16 protein-coding genes are annotated in these 15,880 nt (G+C 31.2%); 5 read left to right on the forward strand and 11 right to left on the reverse strand.

The features are described 5' to 3' along the window. Nucleotides 1-51 precede the first annotated feature (51 nt). From WH52_RS05185 to WH52_RS05205, 5 genes are all read right to left on the reverse strand, one after another. Nucleotides 52-816, reverse strand: coding sequence for a DUF4294 domain-containing protein (locus tag WH52_RS05185; RefSeq protein ID WP_233131517.1), 765 nt, complete (start codon nucleotides 814-816; stop codon nucleotides 52-54). Between the two features lie 118 nt (nucleotides 817-934). Beyond that, nucleotides 935-2,188, reverse strand: a complete 1,254-nt coding sequence (locus WH52_RS05190; RefSeq protein WP_086029890.1) for an aminotransferase class I/II-fold pyridoxal phosphate-dependent enzyme — start codon at nucleotides 2,186-2,188, stop codon at nucleotides 935-937. 125 nt (nucleotides 2,189-2,313) lie between these two features. Continuing rightward, a complete protein-coding gene (locus WH52_RS05195) occupies nucleotides 2,314-4,527 on the reverse strand; it encodes a xanthine dehydrogenase family protein molybdopterin-binding subunit (protein WP_198938384.1) in 2,214 nt (737 codons plus the stop codon). 34 nt (nucleotides 4,528-4,561) lie between these two features. Further along, complete coding sequence (locus WH52_RS05200) at nucleotides 4,562-5,218, reverse strand: DUF6624 domain-containing protein (protein ID WP_143592068.1); 657 nt, start codon at nucleotides 5,216-5,218, stop codon at nucleotides 4,562-4,564. A 15-nt stretch (nucleotides 5,219-5,233) separates the two neighbouring features. Beyond that, nucleotides 5,234-5,695 carry a (2Fe-2S)-binding protein gene (locus WH52_RS05205; RefSeq protein WP_086029893.1) on the reverse strand — a complete coding sequence of 154 codons (462 nt, stop codon included), beginning with the start codon at nucleotides 5,693-5,695 and terminating at the stop codon, nucleotides 5,234-5,236. A gap of 165 nt (nucleotides 5,696-5,860) precedes the next feature. On the opposite strand from WH52_RS05205, the gene WH52_RS05210 reads away from it, so the two are divergent. Next, a complete protein-coding gene (locus WH52_RS05210) occupies nucleotides 5,861-7,114 on the forward strand; it encodes a mechanosensitive ion channel family protein (RefSeq protein ID WP_086029894.1) in 1,254 nt (417 codons plus the stop codon). Here WH52_RS05210 and WH52_RS05215 read toward each other — a convergent pair. The 4 genes from WH52_RS05215 to WH52_RS05230 form a co-directional block, all read right to left on the reverse strand. Then, nucleotides 7,089-7,571 (reverse strand): hypothetical protein, encoded by a 483-nt coding sequence (locus tag WH52_RS05215; RefSeq protein WP_086029895.1) that lies wholly within the window; start codon nucleotides 7,569-7,571, stop codon nucleotides 7,089-7,091. The genes WH52_RS05210 and WH52_RS05215 overlap by 26 nt on opposite strands. A 76-nt stretch (nucleotides 7,572-7,647) precedes the next feature. Then, on the reverse strand, nucleotides 7,648-8,835 hold the full coding sequence (gene fabV / locus WH52_RS05220; RefSeq protein ID WP_086029896.1) for an enoyl-ACP reductase FabV: 1,188 nt from the start codon (nucleotides 8,833-8,835) through the stop codon (nucleotides 7,648-7,650). Nucleotides 8,836-8,846: 11 nt separating this feature from the next. Further along, entirely contained in the window at nucleotides 8,847-9,794 is a 948-nt protein-coding gene (locus WH52_RS05225) for a phosphoribosylaminoimidazolesuccinocarboxamide synthase (protein WP_086029897.1), read from the reverse strand. A gap of 72 nt (nucleotides 9,795-9,866) precedes the next feature. Then, entirely contained in the window at nucleotides 9,867-10,820 is a 954-nt protein-coding gene (locus WH52_RS05230) for a PhoH family protein (protein ID WP_086029898.1), read from the reverse strand. 114 nt (nucleotides 10,821-10,934) lie between these two features. On the opposite strand from WH52_RS05230, the gene WH52_RS05235 reads away from it, so the two are divergent. From WH52_RS05235 to gldG, 4 genes are read left to right on the forward strand one after another with little or no spacing between them, the layout of a single operon-like run. Further along, nucleotides 10,935-11,801 carry an SAM hydrolase/SAM-dependent halogenase family protein gene (locus WH52_RS05235; RefSeq protein WP_086029899.1) on the forward strand — a complete coding sequence of 289 codons (867 nt, stop codon included), beginning with the start codon at nucleotides 10,935-10,937 and terminating at the stop codon, nucleotides 11,799-11,801. Nucleotides 11,802-11,803: 2 nt separating this feature from the next. Continuing rightward, complete coding sequence (locus WH52_RS05240; protein WP_086029900.1) at nucleotides 11,804-12,100, forward strand: putative quinol monooxygenase; 297 nt, start codon at nucleotides 11,804-11,806, stop codon at nucleotides 12,098-12,100. An 11-nt stretch (nucleotides 12,101-12,111) separates the two neighbouring features. Beyond that, complete coding sequence (gldF, locus tag WH52_RS05245) at nucleotides 12,112-12,831, forward strand: gliding motility-associated ABC transporter permease subunit GldF (protein WP_086029901.1); 720 nt, start codon at nucleotides 12,112-12,114, stop codon at nucleotides 12,829-12,831. Further along, nucleotides 12,824-14,464, forward strand: coding sequence for a gliding motility-associated ABC transporter substrate-binding protein GldG (gldG, locus tag WH52_RS05250; RefSeq protein WP_086029902.1), 1,641 nt, complete (start codon nucleotides 12,824-12,826; stop codon nucleotides 14,462-14,464). Before gldF ends, gldG begins: the two co-directional genes overlap by 8 nt. Here gldG and WH52_RS05255 read toward each other — a convergent pair. Continuing rightward, the gene (locus tag WH52_RS05255) at nucleotides 14,461-15,225 is read right to left on the reverse strand and encodes an NAD-dependent epimerase/dehydratase family protein (RefSeq protein WP_086029903.1); all 765 of its coding nucleotides are present in this window, start codon (nucleotides 15,223-15,225) and stop codon (nucleotides 14,461-14,463) included. The two genes, gldG and WH52_RS05255, sit on opposite strands and share 4 nt — an antisense overlap. Then, the gene (locus WH52_RS05260) at nucleotides 15,212-15,877 is read right to left on the reverse strand and encodes an MIP/aquaporin family protein (RefSeq protein WP_086029904.1); all 666 of its coding nucleotides are present in this window, start codon (nucleotides 15,875-15,877) and stop codon (nucleotides 15,212-15,214) included. Before WH52_RS05260 ends, WH52_RS05255 begins: the two co-directional genes overlap by 14 nt. Nucleotides 15,878-15,880: the final 3 nt, after the last annotated feature.

Below are 15,880 nucleotides of genomic sequence, written 5' to 3' on the forward strand. Positions count from 1 at the left end.
TTAATCTTTTTCACAACCCCTTATTTATCAAGTAAATAAAAATGAAATTTTTTAGCGATAATTAGGGCTTACTGTTTTCTTCTTCTTTGAACGCTTAGAACGTCTCTTTTTTTTCTTTCTAATCTTAGCAAACATCTGTTTATACTCTTCAACATTTATTTCACCTTTCTTAGATTCTAAAATTGATATTGAAGGAATATTTAGCTTTGGTTCCTGAAAAATCAATTCTTCTTGAATATACGCTCTCTGTAATATGTCTTCAATTAAATAATCTTCATTAATCGTATTCGGAGAATATTCAGTCTTTAATGATAACTTGAATAAGTTTGCTGTTGTATTATACCAAAAAGCTTTCCAGCCGCTTCGAAATTCTCTTATGTTTTCAAAGGCAGTTTTTCCTGTTTGACGATGAATTAACTTTATTAATACCCTACCTTCAGTTCGAGTCATTTTTTTTAATTGATCTGTCAATTCTTTTTCAAGATATTTTTGTACTCTTTTTACATATTTTCTTTTTTTACTTTTTGAAGGAATTCTATCTAATCGTAAACGAAGACTATCTATTCTTTTTGATGCTAAAGTTGCGTACGGATATGCTTTGAAAACTTTTCTCTTGAACCAATAATAATAGTGTACATCTTTTGGTTCTTTAAATTTATGTTTTGGCAACACTGCAACTTCTGGTAATTCTATCATTAAAGTATCTCCCTCTTTAACCAAGTAGTAATCGTCTTTGAAACTAGGAAGAGTATCTTTTACCTGAGCTTGTAAAGCCAAGGTAGATATAAGTAAGCAGTAAAATATATATTGTTTCACTAATTTTAAATTTGACACATTAATTACAACAAAAAGGATTCCAAAAATATGGTTTTACTGAAAACAAAAAAACTCACAAAAGTTAATTTGTGAGTTTTTTTGTTTATACCTTATAATATTATTCTGCCATTATAGTTTCAGCAATCTTTTTATAAGTACCATTCTCTAATTTTTCTCTAATTGCTGTAAATGCTTCAATAGTTTCTTTAACATCTTCCATCGTATGACGTGCAGTAGGAATTAATCTTAAAATAATTAATCCTTTAGGAATTACTGGATAAACAACAATAGAGCAGAATACTCCATGATTTTCACGTAAATCGTGCACCATTGCCATTGCTTCTGGAATTTCTCCTTTTAAATATACTGGAGTAATACAGGTTTGCGTTGTTCCTAAATCGAATCCTGCATTTCTTAAACCTGATTGTAAAGCATTTGTGATTTCCCAAAGTTTATCTTTTAACTCTGGCATTGTTCGAATCATATCTAAACGCTTTAACGCTCCTTTTACCATTGGCATTGGTAACGATTTTGCAAACATTTGCGAACGCATGTTGTATTGTAAATACTGAACTACATCTTTATCTCCTGCAAAAAATGCTCCGATACCTGCCATAGATTTAGCGAATGTAGCAAAGTACACATCGATACCGTCTTGAACTCCTTGTTCGAAACCAGTTCCACGACCTCCTTCACCTAAAGTTCCAAATCCGTGTGCATCATCAACTAATAAACGGAAATTGTATTTTTCTTTTAATGCTACAATTTCTGCTAAACGACCTTGCTCACCACGCATACCAAAAACACCTTCAGAAACTAAAAGGATTCCTCCTCCAGTTTTTTCTGCCATTTTAGTAGCACGCTTTAAATTCTTTTCACAACTTTCAATATCATTATGACGGTATACAAATCTTTTACCTGCGTGTAAACGAACTCCATCGATAATACATGCATGCGTATCCATATCATATACAATGATGTCGTCTTTTCCTACTAAAGCATCAATTGCAGAGACCATTCCTTGGTAACCGAAATTCACCAAATATGATGCTTCTTTACCAACAAACTCAGCACATTCACGTTCTAATTGTTCGTGGTATTTTGTATGACCAGACATCATACGAGCTCCCATAGGATACGCCATTCCATCGGTAGCAGCAGATTCTCCATCTACTTTTAATACTTCAGGGTGATTTGCTAAACCTAAATAATCGTTAATACTCCAAGTAACTACAGATTTTCCATTAAACTGCATTCGGTTAGATATTGGTCCTTCTAATTTAGGGAACACATAATAGCCTTCTGCCTTATCTGCCCATTTTCCTAACGGTCCTTTATCTCCTTTAATTCTATCAAATAAATCTTTTACCATTGTTACTTCTGATTTTTTATAGGGTGCGAAAATAGGGCTTTTTTAACAGTTAATCAAATCTGAACTCTTGAGTTATTTACAAATAAAAAAGATGCCTGTGTAGACATCTTTTATTTTTAGCTTTATTAACTAGGAACTTTAATTCTTTTTAATTCATTTTCAAAAGGTTGATTATATAATCGATTTCCTAGTGCTTTATAAATTGCATTAGCTACAGCCCCTCCTGCCGGTGGTAATCCTGGTTCTCCTAAACCAGTTGGTGACAATTCATTTTCTACAAAATGTACTTCTACTTGGGGTGTTTCATTCATTCGAATTAAACGATATGTATCAAAGTTTTTATTTGAAGGTACACCTTTATTAAAACTTAAATCACCATACATTGCATGTCCTATTCCATCTAGAACTCCTCCTTGAACTTGATTGATTCCTCCTGTTGGATTAATAACAACTCCACAATCTACCGCTGCTACTACTTTTGTCACTATCGGATAACCATCTTTCAATTCAACTTCAGCAACCTCGGCAACATGTGTATTATGACTATAGTATGCAGCAAAACCTTGATAGACTCCTTCTCTACTCTTACCCCAATTACCTTTTTCTGCAGCTAGTTTAATCGTGTTTTGCATTCTTTCGCCAGAATACTCAATCTTTTCATCTTTTGTATTCTTAACATTTTCTAGAAGTTCTAAACGTAATTGTACTGGGTCTTTTCCTAATTCTTGAGCTAATTCATCGAAAAAAGCTTGTTCTGCAAAAGCTAAGAAATTAGTGTATGGTGCTCTCCAAGCCCCTGTAGTTACATCACTTTTATAATTTTTGGTAGAAACTTTATAATTAGGAATACATCCTGCTGGAAAGAAATGCGGAATTAATCCATACATATTAGAATTCATCGCAGCTTCTTTTAAGTGATATCCTGTAATTTTTCCGTCTTTTAACGATGCCGCAATTTTATATTTAATAGCAGGACGATAAATACCCGTAGTCATATCATCTTCTCTAGTTGAAATAACTTTTACTGGCTTTTTTATTGCATTAGAAATTTCTGCTGCTTCGTAGACAAAATCTCCGTATAAACGACGTCCGAATCCGCCACCCATTCTTGTCATATCTACATGAACGTTCTTTAAATCTCTACCTAACATGTCTGCAACTCCTTGCGCTGCGTATTGTGGAGTTTGAACTGGTCCTATTAAATGTACTTTTTCATCGGTAACATTCGCAAAAAAGTTCATTGGTTCTAAGCAGTTATGTGGTAAAAAAGGAGAATGATAGGTTCTCTCAATCACTTTATCTGCTTCAGCAAAAGCTTTTTTAACGTTACCATCTTCTCTACGAATATCAAAGTCTTTACCTACTAAAATCTTATTTAATACTTCATTTTGCTTATCAGTACTTTCAAGTTCTTTAGCTGCTTTCCATGTAGCTTTTAAAGCCTTTTTACCTTTGATTGCTGCCCAAGTGTTTGTTGCAATTACTACAACTTTATCAGTCGGAGACATTATAAACGTCCAATTAAATTTTCCTTGATCTAAAAAGCTTCTTACTTTTTCTCCAATAGTAATTACATCTACTACACCTTTTATTTTTTTAGCTTCAGTAGCATCGAAAGATGCTAATTCTTGACCAAAAGCTGGTGGACGTAATACAGAAGCATACAACATTCCTTTCTCTTTAAAATCTATACCGAATAATGGTTTTCCAGTAACAATATTTTCTAAATCTACATTTATTCTATCTGTACCAATAATAGAATATTCTGAAGGCTTTTTTAAAGTAACATTTTCTGGCACTTCTAATAACGCTGCTTCTTTAACCACATCTCCATAGCCTAGTTTTTCTCCTTTTGCATTTGTTATAATTCCTTTTGAAGCTTTACAAGTTGATGCATCTACACTCCATTTGGCTGCTGCTGCATTTACAAGCATTTGCTTCGTAGTAGCTCCCGTTTGTCTCAAAGCATCCCAACCAAAACGAATGGATTGACTCCCTCCTGCTAACTGACGTTTGTAGTTTTTAGTATCTAAAGGTGCTTGTGCTACATTTACTTTATCCCATTCTACATCTAACTCTTCAGCAATAATCATTGGCATAGACGTTTTTACTCCTTGTCCAATTTCAGGATTTGGAGAATAAATAGTCACATAACCATTATCTGCTATCTTTATAAAAGCATTAAAATCGTTAAAGTTTAGTTTTGAAATATCTACTGGTGGTTTTACTTCTGGCTTACATGCCGTGAACAGATTAAAACCTACTAACAAACCTCCACTTGCTAATGCAGATGTTCTTAAAAAATTTCTTCTGCTGAATGTATACTTTTGAGTACTCATAATTCAAAATTTATTAGTTGAGTTAAAGTTTTTCTTATTCATATTGTCTAGGTTTTGTAATTCCCATTTTTTCAAAACCTTTTTTGTTCATTTCAAAATGCGTTTTCATTGCAGAGTTTAAATAATCCTTTAAAGATTTTAAACCTATCTTTTTTCTTCTTACATCAACATTCATACTATCTTGGATTGGTTTTGGAACAATCCACATATCATTAGTATAATTTAGTTGAGTTCCATAATATTGTTTTTGTCCTTTATTAGTCAATACTCTATCAGTTAAATAAGCAAAATTTGAATTATCTGCATTATTCTTCAACACTTCCTTTTTCATAGATTTTAGTACTTTTTCCTGAAAAGCAACATCATGGTCGGCATGTTGCACTAATAACCAAAAGTCTTGAGATCCGCTTTCTCCTACTTTATCAAAACCTAAAAAATTATATTTATTGAAAAGTGACTTAATAGTATCAGTATTGGCAATAAAAATTCTCTCTTGCTCTTTATAGAGACTATCTTTTACTTTTTGAGTTTCATTAGGTGTATGAGCAAATTGTATTGCTTGATCATTTTTCACCATTCTTTGTAACTGTAACTTAACTACAGAATAATCTGTTTTTTTTACTCCCTCTTTCTTACAAGACAGCATCATAATTAAGAATAATAAGAATATTCCTCTGTTTACAAAGCACATATTTTATATTCTCTTTTAAGACATTTTTTTAGCAGCAATAGCAATCGCTTTTTCTATTCTATTATACGATGCACATCTACAAATATTTCCGTGCATAGCTTCTCGAATTTCTTGAGTGGTTGGATTTGGATTATCCTTCAAAAAAGAAGCTGCCGTCATTATTTGTCCTGCTTGACAATATCCGCATTGAGGAACATCTACTTCTTTCCATGCTTCTTGTAAAGGATGATCTCCTTTTTCTGAAAGTCCTTCAATAGTAGTAATCTCTTCATTATCTAACATAGATACCTGTAGTTGACAACTTCGCATTGCTGTACCATCTACATGTACTGTGCAAGCTCCACATTGAGCAATACCACAGCCAAATTTAGTACCTACCATATCTAGTTCATCTCTTAAAACCCAAAGTAAAGGTGTGTCTGCTTCTACATTAACGGTTTTAGAACTTCCGTTAATTTTAATTGTGTAAGTTGGCATTTTGATAGTTTTGTTTCGTTCTGTGTAAGTTACAAAAAATATAGATGCATTGTTTTTTATAAAATCGTTTTAAGAAAATTTTAAGGTGATTTAGAGTCTATTTAGAGTTCTTCAAAATAAAATGATGCATTTATAATTAATACATTTGCTTTATTTTTAATTTCTATGGAATTTAACAAGCATATTATCTACAATTATTTGAAAGAAATTGGTTTATCTGATTCATTAGCTACTTATTTAAACTTAATAACTTTATCTATCATTTCTTTAGTTATTATTTATGCTATTGATCTTTTTGTTAGAAAAATATTTCGAATAATTTCGGTAAGAATTGCTAAAACTTCTAAAACGAATTTTGATGATATTTTAATTACCAATAAAGTACCTACCAATGTTGCTCATTTGGTGCCTGTATTTTTATTGTTTGAATTAATTCCTGTTATTTTTTACGATTTTGAATATTTAAAGAATTTCTTCACAAAACTGGTTCTAATCATAAGCATTTTATTAGTTATTAATATTGCCAGAAGTATTTTAAATTCCTTAAGAGATTATTTAAAAAAACTCCCTCGTTTTAAAGACAAACCTATTGATAGTTATATACAAGTTTTTATGATTTTTGCTTGGTTTACAGGCTTTATTTTGTCTTTTGCTATTATTACCAACCAATCTATTTGGAAGTTTTTTACAGCTTTAGGAGCTGCATCTGCCATTATTATTTTAATTTTTAAGGATACTATTTTAGGTTTTGTTGCCAGTATTCAGGTATCAGTAAACGATATGGTTCGTATTGGTGATTGGATTACTTTTGAAAAATTTGGAGCTGATGGTGATGTGATAGAAATTACTTTAGCTACGGTAAAAGTTCAAAATTTTGATAAGACTATTACAACTATTCCTACCTATGCTTTAATTTCTGATTCTTTTAAAAACTGGAGAGGAATGGTTAATTCTCAAGGAAGGAGAATAAAAAGAGCTTTGTATATTAAAACGACAAGTATTCATTATTTATCTACTCAAGAAGTTGAAAAATTAAAAGAAATTCAATTAATTGAACCTTATCTTTCTACTAGACAAGAAAAAATTGATCAGTTTAATACTCATAATAATATTGATAAAAGTCTTTTACTAAATGGTAGAAACTTAACCAACATCGGAGTATTTAGAAAATATGCTCAATCTTATGTTGAAAATCATCCTGCAGTTAATAAAGAGATGATGATAATGGTACGACAGTTAGCTCCAACAACTCAAGGATTACCTATTGAAATTTATGCGTTTTCTTCAGATAAACGTTGGAAAAACTACGAATATGTTATGGCTGATATTTTTGACCATCTATTGGCTGCCATTCCACATTTTAATTTGGAAGTATTTGAATTATCTACAGATTTTAAAGTTCTAAATTCAAATCAATAATTTTTTCATTAAAGTCGAACTGTAAATCTTCATGTAGTTTTTCTATTGACTTTTTTGCTGAAGTCAATTGTCTGTTATAGGTATTTACCAATCGTGGACTTTTTTTAATTGTTGGTTTCATTTCTTTTAACTTCCAACAGAAATATAATAGCAATTCAACTTCGGTTTCTTTCTTTTTTGAATAACGAATAAACTTTTTTACCAAGGTTAGAATTTTACGCACACTTTTACGAATATAAAAGTAACTCTTGGTATTAATATTTTCGAACAATTCATCCACTTCTTCTTTTATTCCTTCAATGTATTCATCTTCATTATGTGATAAAAAAAGTAAATAGGTAAGTAGTTCTTTATTTTCTTTTTTAAATCGAGAAAGCTGTAAACATAACTCCATTAATTCACTCGATGATTTATGAGATAATTCATCTTTTAATTGTTTTACGGTTACTGCTTTCATATTCGTTGTTATTTTGTGTAAATATAAAAACCTCATAGAATTCTATGAGGTTTCAATTATTTTTTTGTTTTAATTCTTATTGAATACTTGGAATCTTTACCAATTCGTTTACATCTGCTTCGTAGTTAACCCCATCAACTTTAAATCCGAAAAGCTTGAAAAACTCTAAGCTGTATCCCTCTAAATCACCAATTTCATTAATATTTTCAGAAGTTGCTTGTTCCCAAAGTTTTGTAATTTCTTCCTGTACATCGTCACGCATTTCCCAATCGTCAATTCTAATTCTACCTTTTTCATCTAAAGATAAATCTCCGCCGAACAATCGTTCGCTATACAATCTTTCAATTTGTTCAATACAACCTTCATGAATTCCTTTTTCTTTCATCACTTTAAACAATAATGAAATATATAATGGTATTACAGGAATTGCAGAACTCGCTTGAGTTACCAACGCTTTGTTTACCGAAACATACGCCTTACCTCCTATTGCTTCTAAATCTTCTGAAATAGTAAAAGCTGTCGCTTCTAAATGATCTTTTGCTGCTCCAATAGTACCATTTCTGTATACAGGTTTTGTAACTTCTGGACCAATATATGAATACGCAACCGTGGTAACTCCTTCTGCTAAAACATTTGCATTTTTAAGAGCATCCATCCACATTCTCCAATCTTCACCTCCCATTACAGTTACTGTGTTTTCTACATCATCTCCTTCTGCTGGTTTGATGGAAATTTCTGAAACTTTTCCTGTATGAAAATCAACTGTTTTATTGGTAAAAACTTCACCAATTGGTTTTAAAACAGATTTAAAACGCTTCCCAGATTCTGGATGCGTTCTCACTGGAGACGCTAAACTATAAATTACCAAATCAACTTGACCTAAATCTTCTTTTATCAAATTGACTACTTCTTCTTTTATTTCGTTTGAAAAAGCATCTCCATTGATACTTTTTGCATACAATCCTGCTTTTTGTGCTTCTTCTTCGAAAGCAGCTGTGTTATAAAACCCTGGAGAAGCTGGTCTTCCTTCACTTGCAGCTTTATCAAAGAAAACTCCGATAGTTGCAGCGTCAGATCCGAAAGCACTTGTAATTCTAGATGCTAATCCGAATCCTGTAGAAGCACCAATTACTAATACTTTTTTAGCACCTTCTATTTTTCCTTTTGATTGTACATACGCTATTTGGTCTTTTACATTTTGGGCACATCCTGTTGGGTGTGATGTTAAACATATAAATCCGCGTGTTCTTGGTTCAATTATCATTGTTGTTTGTTTTAAGAGTTTAAAAACTCTGTTACATTTTTTTCTATTCGAGCTAATACATTATCGGTATTGGCTTTTACAAAAGTTTCCCCTGTAATTTGCTCGTATAACTCAATATATCTGTTAGAAATTTCGATGATTTTCTCATCAGTCATTTCTGGAATTTGTTGTCCTTCTTTTCCTTGAAACCCGTTTTCAATTAACCATTGACGTACAAATTCTTTTGACAACTGCTTTTGTTTCTCTCCTTTTTCTTGTCTTTCTTCATATCCGCCTGCATAAAAATATCGTGAAGAATCTGGAGTGTGAATTTCATCAATTAATACAATTTTACCATCGTTTGTTTTTCCAAACTCGTATTTGGTATCTACTAAAATAAGTCCTCTTTTAGCAGCTAATTCTGTTCCTCTTTGAAATAATTTTCGCGTATAATCTTCTAACACCACGTAATCTTCTTCAGAAACAATTCCTTTAGCTAAAATTTCTTCTCTAGAAATATCTTCGTCATGCTCACCGTTATCTGCTTTTGTAGAAGGTGTAATAATTGGTGTAGGAAACTTGTCGTTTTCTTCCATTCCTTCTGGCATTGCTACCCCACATAAAGTTCTCTTACCAACTTTATATTCACGAGCAGCATGACCTGATAAATATCCACGGATAACCATTTCCACTTTAAAAGGTTCGCATAAATTACCTACAGCAACATTCTCATCTGGATTTGCGATTAACCAATTCGGAACAATATCAGCTGTATCGTTCATCATTTTGGTTGCAATCTGGTTTAAGATTTGACCTTTAAAAGGTATTTGTCGTGGTAAAATAACATCGAAAGCTGAAAGTCTATCAGAAGCAATCATTACTAAAAGATCATCGTTAATATTGTAGACTTCTCTTACTTTTCCTTTATAAACTGACTTTTGCTTTGGAAACTGAAAGTTAGTTTCGTTAATTGTATTCATTCTTAAAATAGTTGTGTTGTTGCGGCAAATGTAAGTTTTTACAACTAAAAGCAGAAGCTTTTAAAAACAATCTTATTCAGTTTCTATACCTTTATAAGCTTTAATAATGCTCTTTACCAATCTATGACGAATCACATCTTTATCATCTAAATACACTTGAGCAATTCCTTTAATATCTTTTAAAGCTAACAAAGCTTCTTTTAAACCAGAAACTTGTTTACGTGGTAAATCTATTTGCCCTGGGTCTCCTGTTATTATAAACTTTGCGTGCATTCCCATACGCGTTAAAAACATTTTCATTTGAGAATGTGTCGTATTCTGCGCTTCATCTAAAATAACAAAAGCATTGTCTAAAGTTCTTCCACGCATAAAGGCTAAAGGAGCAATTTGAATGGTTCCTTTTTCTAAATAAGCTTGTAGTTTTTCATGCGGAATCATATCTCGTAACCCATCATACAAAGGTTGCATGTAAGGGTCGAGTTTTTCTTTTAAATCTCCAGGAAGAAATCCTAAATTTTCACCCGACTCTACAGCAGGACGCGTCAATACGATTCTTTTTACTTCTTTTTCTTTTAACGCTTTTACCGCCAATGCTACTGCTGTATAAGTTTTTCCTGTACCTGCAGGTCCTACAGCAAACAGCATATCGTTCTTTTTCATTAACTCAACCATTTTTCGTTGGTTGGCTGTTTGAGCCTTGATGAGTTTTCCACTTACTCCATGAACTAAAACATCTTCTCCTTTACCCGATTTTCTTATTTCTTCTTCTTTTCCTGTTGAAGTTAATATTCGTTCAATACTATTTTCATCTAATCTATTGTACCTATTAAAGTATTTAATAAGCATTTCTAATCGCTTTTCGAACTCATCTAAAATTTCCGATTCACCGTAAGCTTTTAGTTTATTTCCTCTTGCAACAATTTTAATTTTAGGAAAATAGCTTCTTAATTGTGCTATAGTACTATTTTGTGCTCCAAAAAATTCGTTTGGATTAATTTCAGTTAACTCAATAATTCTTTCGTTCAAATGACTTTTTTTTAATGTTAGTTGGTCTAAAATAACGAATATTTTGCTTGAAATGTTTAGCTTTGTCTTAAATTTTAGCACAGTTTTTCACAATTTAATTAACAAACACTTTTAATGTCGCTTATTACATTAACTACTGATTTCGGATTAAAAGACCATTTTGTGGGAGCTGTAAAAGGAGCTATTTACTCTGAACTACCTGAGGCTAAAATAGTTGACATCACACATCTTATTTCTCCTTTCAACATTACTGAGACTTCGTATATCTTAAAGAATGCCTATAAAAGCTTTCCTAAAGGTACTATTCATATTGTTGGAGTAGATTCTGAATTAAGTACCGAAAACAAACATATCGCTTTAGAGCTTGATGAACATTTTTTTATTTGTCCTGATAACGGATTAATCTCTATGGTTGCTTCTGAAGTAAATCCTACAAAAATTGTTGAAATTAATATTCACGATTATATTGAAAGTAGTTTTCCTGTTTTAGATGTTTTTGTGCAAGTAGCTTCTCATATTGCTAGAGGAGGAAGTTTAAATATTATAGGTAAAGAAATTCAATCGTATAAAAAATTAGTTGAAATTCAGCCTAAGGTAAATCAGGACCAAACTATTATTGTTGGTGGTGTTATTTATATTGATAACTATGGAAATGTAATTACCAATATTACCAAAAAGTTATTCAGTTTGATAGGAAAAGGGAGAAACTTTACCATTTCTGCGGGTAGATACCAATTTAAAAAAATCGTAAATCAATATAACGAGATTGTCGATTATACTGTTCCTTCAGAACAGCGTATGTACGATGGAAATAAGCTTACCTTATTTAATTCGGCAGGTTATTTAGAAATTGCTATTTATAAAAGTAATTTAGAAACCGTTGGTGGTGCTTCTACCCTACTTGGTTTAGGATATAGAGATACTATTACTATTGAATTTGACACGGTTGTAAAACCCGAGTTTGTTCCTATAAATTCTTAATTATGTTTGTACGAATTGTTAAACTAAGTTTTGATCCAGAAAAAATTGAAACTTTTTTAGAAAATTTTCAACATCAAAAAAATGATATACGAAACTTTCCTGGTTGTCGTTTATTAGAATTGTATAGAGATAAAACTAATTCCAATATCTTTTTTACCTATAGCTATTGGGATTCTGAACAAGATTTAGAAAATTATAGAAACTCAGATTTATTCAAAGGTATTTGGGCAAACACCAAAATTTATTTTAATGGTAAACCAGAAGCTTGGAGTGTTGATAAACTTGAGTCATTAACCTAAAACTAACAACATTGTTACCAATACTAAAAAAAGAATTTAACTCATTTTTTGCTTCACCCATAGCGTATTTAGTTATTGGTGTGTTTTTATTAGCAAACGGATTGTTTTTATGGGTTTTTAAAGATGGATTTAACATTTTAAACGCAGGTTTTGCCGATTTAAATACCTTCTTTCAAATAACACCTTGGTTTTTCTTATTCTTAATTCCTGCAATAACCATGAAAAGTTTTGCTGAAGAGTTTAACACAGGTACTATAGAAATTTTAAAAACACGACCTATTGGTTTATGGAATATCGTTTTAGGTAAATTTTTAGCATCACTATTATTAGTATTTATTGCTATTTTACCAACGGTTGCTTATGTGTATACCATATATCAACTAGCTACACCTTTAGGAAATATTGATACAGGAAGTATTATTGGTTCTTACATCGGAGTATTTTTATTAGGAGCAGTTTTTACTGCTATCGGACTTTTTACCTCAACCTTAGCGAGAAACCAAATTGTAGCATTCATTTTAGGTGTTATTGTTATTTTTTGTGCTTTTTATGGTTTAGATGCTTTAGGAAACTTAGTAGACTCTTCTGGATTAAGCATTAAAAAAATTGGTATTAACGAACATTTTAAAAGTATTTCGAGAGGAGTTATTGATACACGAGACCTCATTTATTTTATCAGTGCTACGTACTTCTTTTTATTCATCACTAAAACTCAATTAAGTAATGAATAAGAATCTCAAACATATCATTTTAGTTTTAGCAGGAATTGTTGTATTAAATATTGTTTCAAACAAAATTTACAAACGATTTGATGTCACACAAGACAAACGCTACACATTATCTAACACTACACTTAATTTAGTAGATAAGATTGACAATATGCTGTTAATCAATGTGTATTTAGAAGGAGAGTTTCCTGCGGAATTTGAACGCTTGCAGGTAGAAACACGTCAGTTTTTAGAAGAATTACAAGCTGAAAATTCTCAAATACGTATTCAGTTTATCAATCCTGATAATATTAGAGAACGTTTGATAAAAAAAGGGATGATTCCTAGCCAACTTACTGTTGAAGAAGATGGAAAATTATCGAATGCTATTATTTTTCCTTGGGTAGAATTAAACTATGGTACGAAGCGAGAAATAGTTTCCTTATTACCTAATACACTTACAAATTCACAAGAAAACCAATTACAAAATGCTGTAGAAAAATTAGAATTTTCAATAGCCAATGCAATCAATAATATTACCCAAGACAAAAAACAAAAAATTGCGATACTTTCTGGTAATGGTGAATTAAAGGATATTGAATTATATAGTTTATTAAAAGAAGTTGGCAAAAAATATCATTTGGCAAAGTTTACTTTAGACAGTGTTGCAACAAATGCTCAACAAACATTAAACGATTTAAATCAGTATGATTTAGCCATTATAGCTAAACCGACAGAAAAATTTACTGATGAGGAAAAGTTAACCTTGGATCAATTTATTACTAATGGTGGAAAATCTTTATGGATGATTGACATCAATGTTTCTGATACCGATAGTTTATACAACGAAGGAAAAATGTTTGCTTTTCCAAGAGATTTAAATCTTACCGATTTATTATTTAGCTACGGAGTTAGAATTAACAACAAGCTAATTCAAGATTTATATTCAGCCAAAATTCCGTTAGCAACGGGTAATGTTGGTAATCAAACTCAGTTTCAACATTTAAATTGGTTTTATCATCCGTTGAGTTCAGGAAATCCAAATCATCCAATTACAAAAAACTTGCCTCCTGTTCGTTTTCGATTTACCACTCAAATTGATACCTTAAAAAATAACATTAAAAAAACACCTTTGTATGTGAGTTCGGTATTAACAAAGAAAACTGCTCCATTAAATTTTATTGAACTACAAAGCATTACCAAAGAACCTAAAGAAGCAGATTATGCTGAAGGGCCACAATTATTTGCTGTTTTACTAGAAGGAGAATTTAACTCAGCTTATAAAAACAGAATAAAGCCTTTTAACGTAAATAATTTCAAACCTACATCACCTGAAAACAAAATGGTAATTATTGCCGATGGAGATGTGGCAAGAAATCAAATTTTAAAAGGAAGGCCTCACGATTTAGCTTTAGATAAGTGGACAGGACAACAATTTGGTAATAAAGAGTTTTTATTAAATACTATTGATTATTTACTAGATGATTCTGGTTTAATCACATTAAGAAACAAATCACTTCAATTAAAGTTATTAGATAAAAAACAGGCTTTTAACGAACGTAGTTTTTGGCAGTTTTTCAATATCCTAATACCTTTAATTCTTTTAGGTTTATTTGGTTTTGGATTCCGCTATTGGAGAAAGAAAAGATATTCTTAAATATCTAATAAATCAGTATGAATAAATCTATAATTTAATCGTTTTTGTAATTTATCAGAACTAATTATTTTATATTTCAACGCTAAAGAATCATCAAAAATAGGTGGTTCTTTTTTTATTTTAATTTTAGCAGTTGTATAAAACTCTTCCCTTGTTGGGTGATGACTTGAACAAGCATTAAACACTTCGCCCCATACATTTTGTTTTATTATTTGGTAAAGTATTTCAATACAATCATCTTGATGAATCATGTTTACAAAACCTTTCGGATGTGGAATTTTTTTCCCTTCAAACCAATTCCCAGGTTTTCTATCATATCCCAGCAATCCTGCAAAACGAATTATTGTAGTTTCAAAACTTTTGTTTACTCTAAAAGCATTTTCTATTTCAACTAAAGGAGAATTTATAGTTTGCTCTTCTTCTATAATAACTTTATTCAAGCTAGGATACACTGAGGTAGAACTTATAAAAATCACCTTTCTAATAGCCGATTTTTCTATTTCTTGAATTAACTTTTTAAACCCTAAAACATTTTTTGAAGTTATTACTATAATCAATACTTCAGAAGCTAAAAATTCCTGAATTTCTTCATTAAATTCTTTATCAATATCTATTAAAAAAGGAATTATCTTAACTTCATCTAAAGAGTTTAATTTATTTCCTGATGTTGTTGAACCTTTTATAACATATTCTTTGCCTAATAAATACAGCGCCAAAGGTTTTCCTAACCAACCACATCCTAAAATACTAACATCCTTCATCACAACAATTATCGTCTTTTACCAATTTACAAGAAACTACAGCTAAAAGAGCTCCTAAAATTGGCGCTAAAATATACAACCATAAATGTTTGTAATGACCAGAAACAATTGCCGGAGCTAATGATCTAGCAGGATTCATAGATGCTTTCGTCATAGGACCAGCGAACATAGCTTCTAACAATACCACTCCACCAATAGCAATACCAGCCATAACACCTACTTCCTTACTTCCTGTTGATACATTTATTATCACCAACATTAAAAAGAAAGTCAATAGTAATTCTAAAATAAAGGCTCGCCAAGGTACCATATTAGGAATTGTGGCTCCATAATACTCACTTGTGGGAAATAATATCCATAGTAAAACACTACCTAACAAAGCTCCTAAAACTTGTGCTATTATATATTTTGGAACTTCTTTCCAAGCAAACTTTTTAGCGTAGGCAAAAGAAATTGTTACTGCAGGATTAAAATGAGCTCCTGATATTTCTCCAAAAGCATAAATCATTGCCATCACAATAAGCCCCCAAGTGATTGCAACTCCTGTATGATTTAAATCTGATCCTTGTGTAATTTCGCTAATTGTCATAGCTCCTGTACCACAAAAAACAAGCGCAAATGTTCCTATAAATTCTGAAATATATTTTTTCATAAC

The organism is Tenacibaculum holothuriorum, from assembly GCF_002120225.1.
In the GTDB taxonomy this organism is placed as follows: Bacteria; Bacteroidota; Bacteroidia; order Flavobacteriales; family Flavobacteriaceae; genus Polaribacter; species Polaribacter holothuriorum.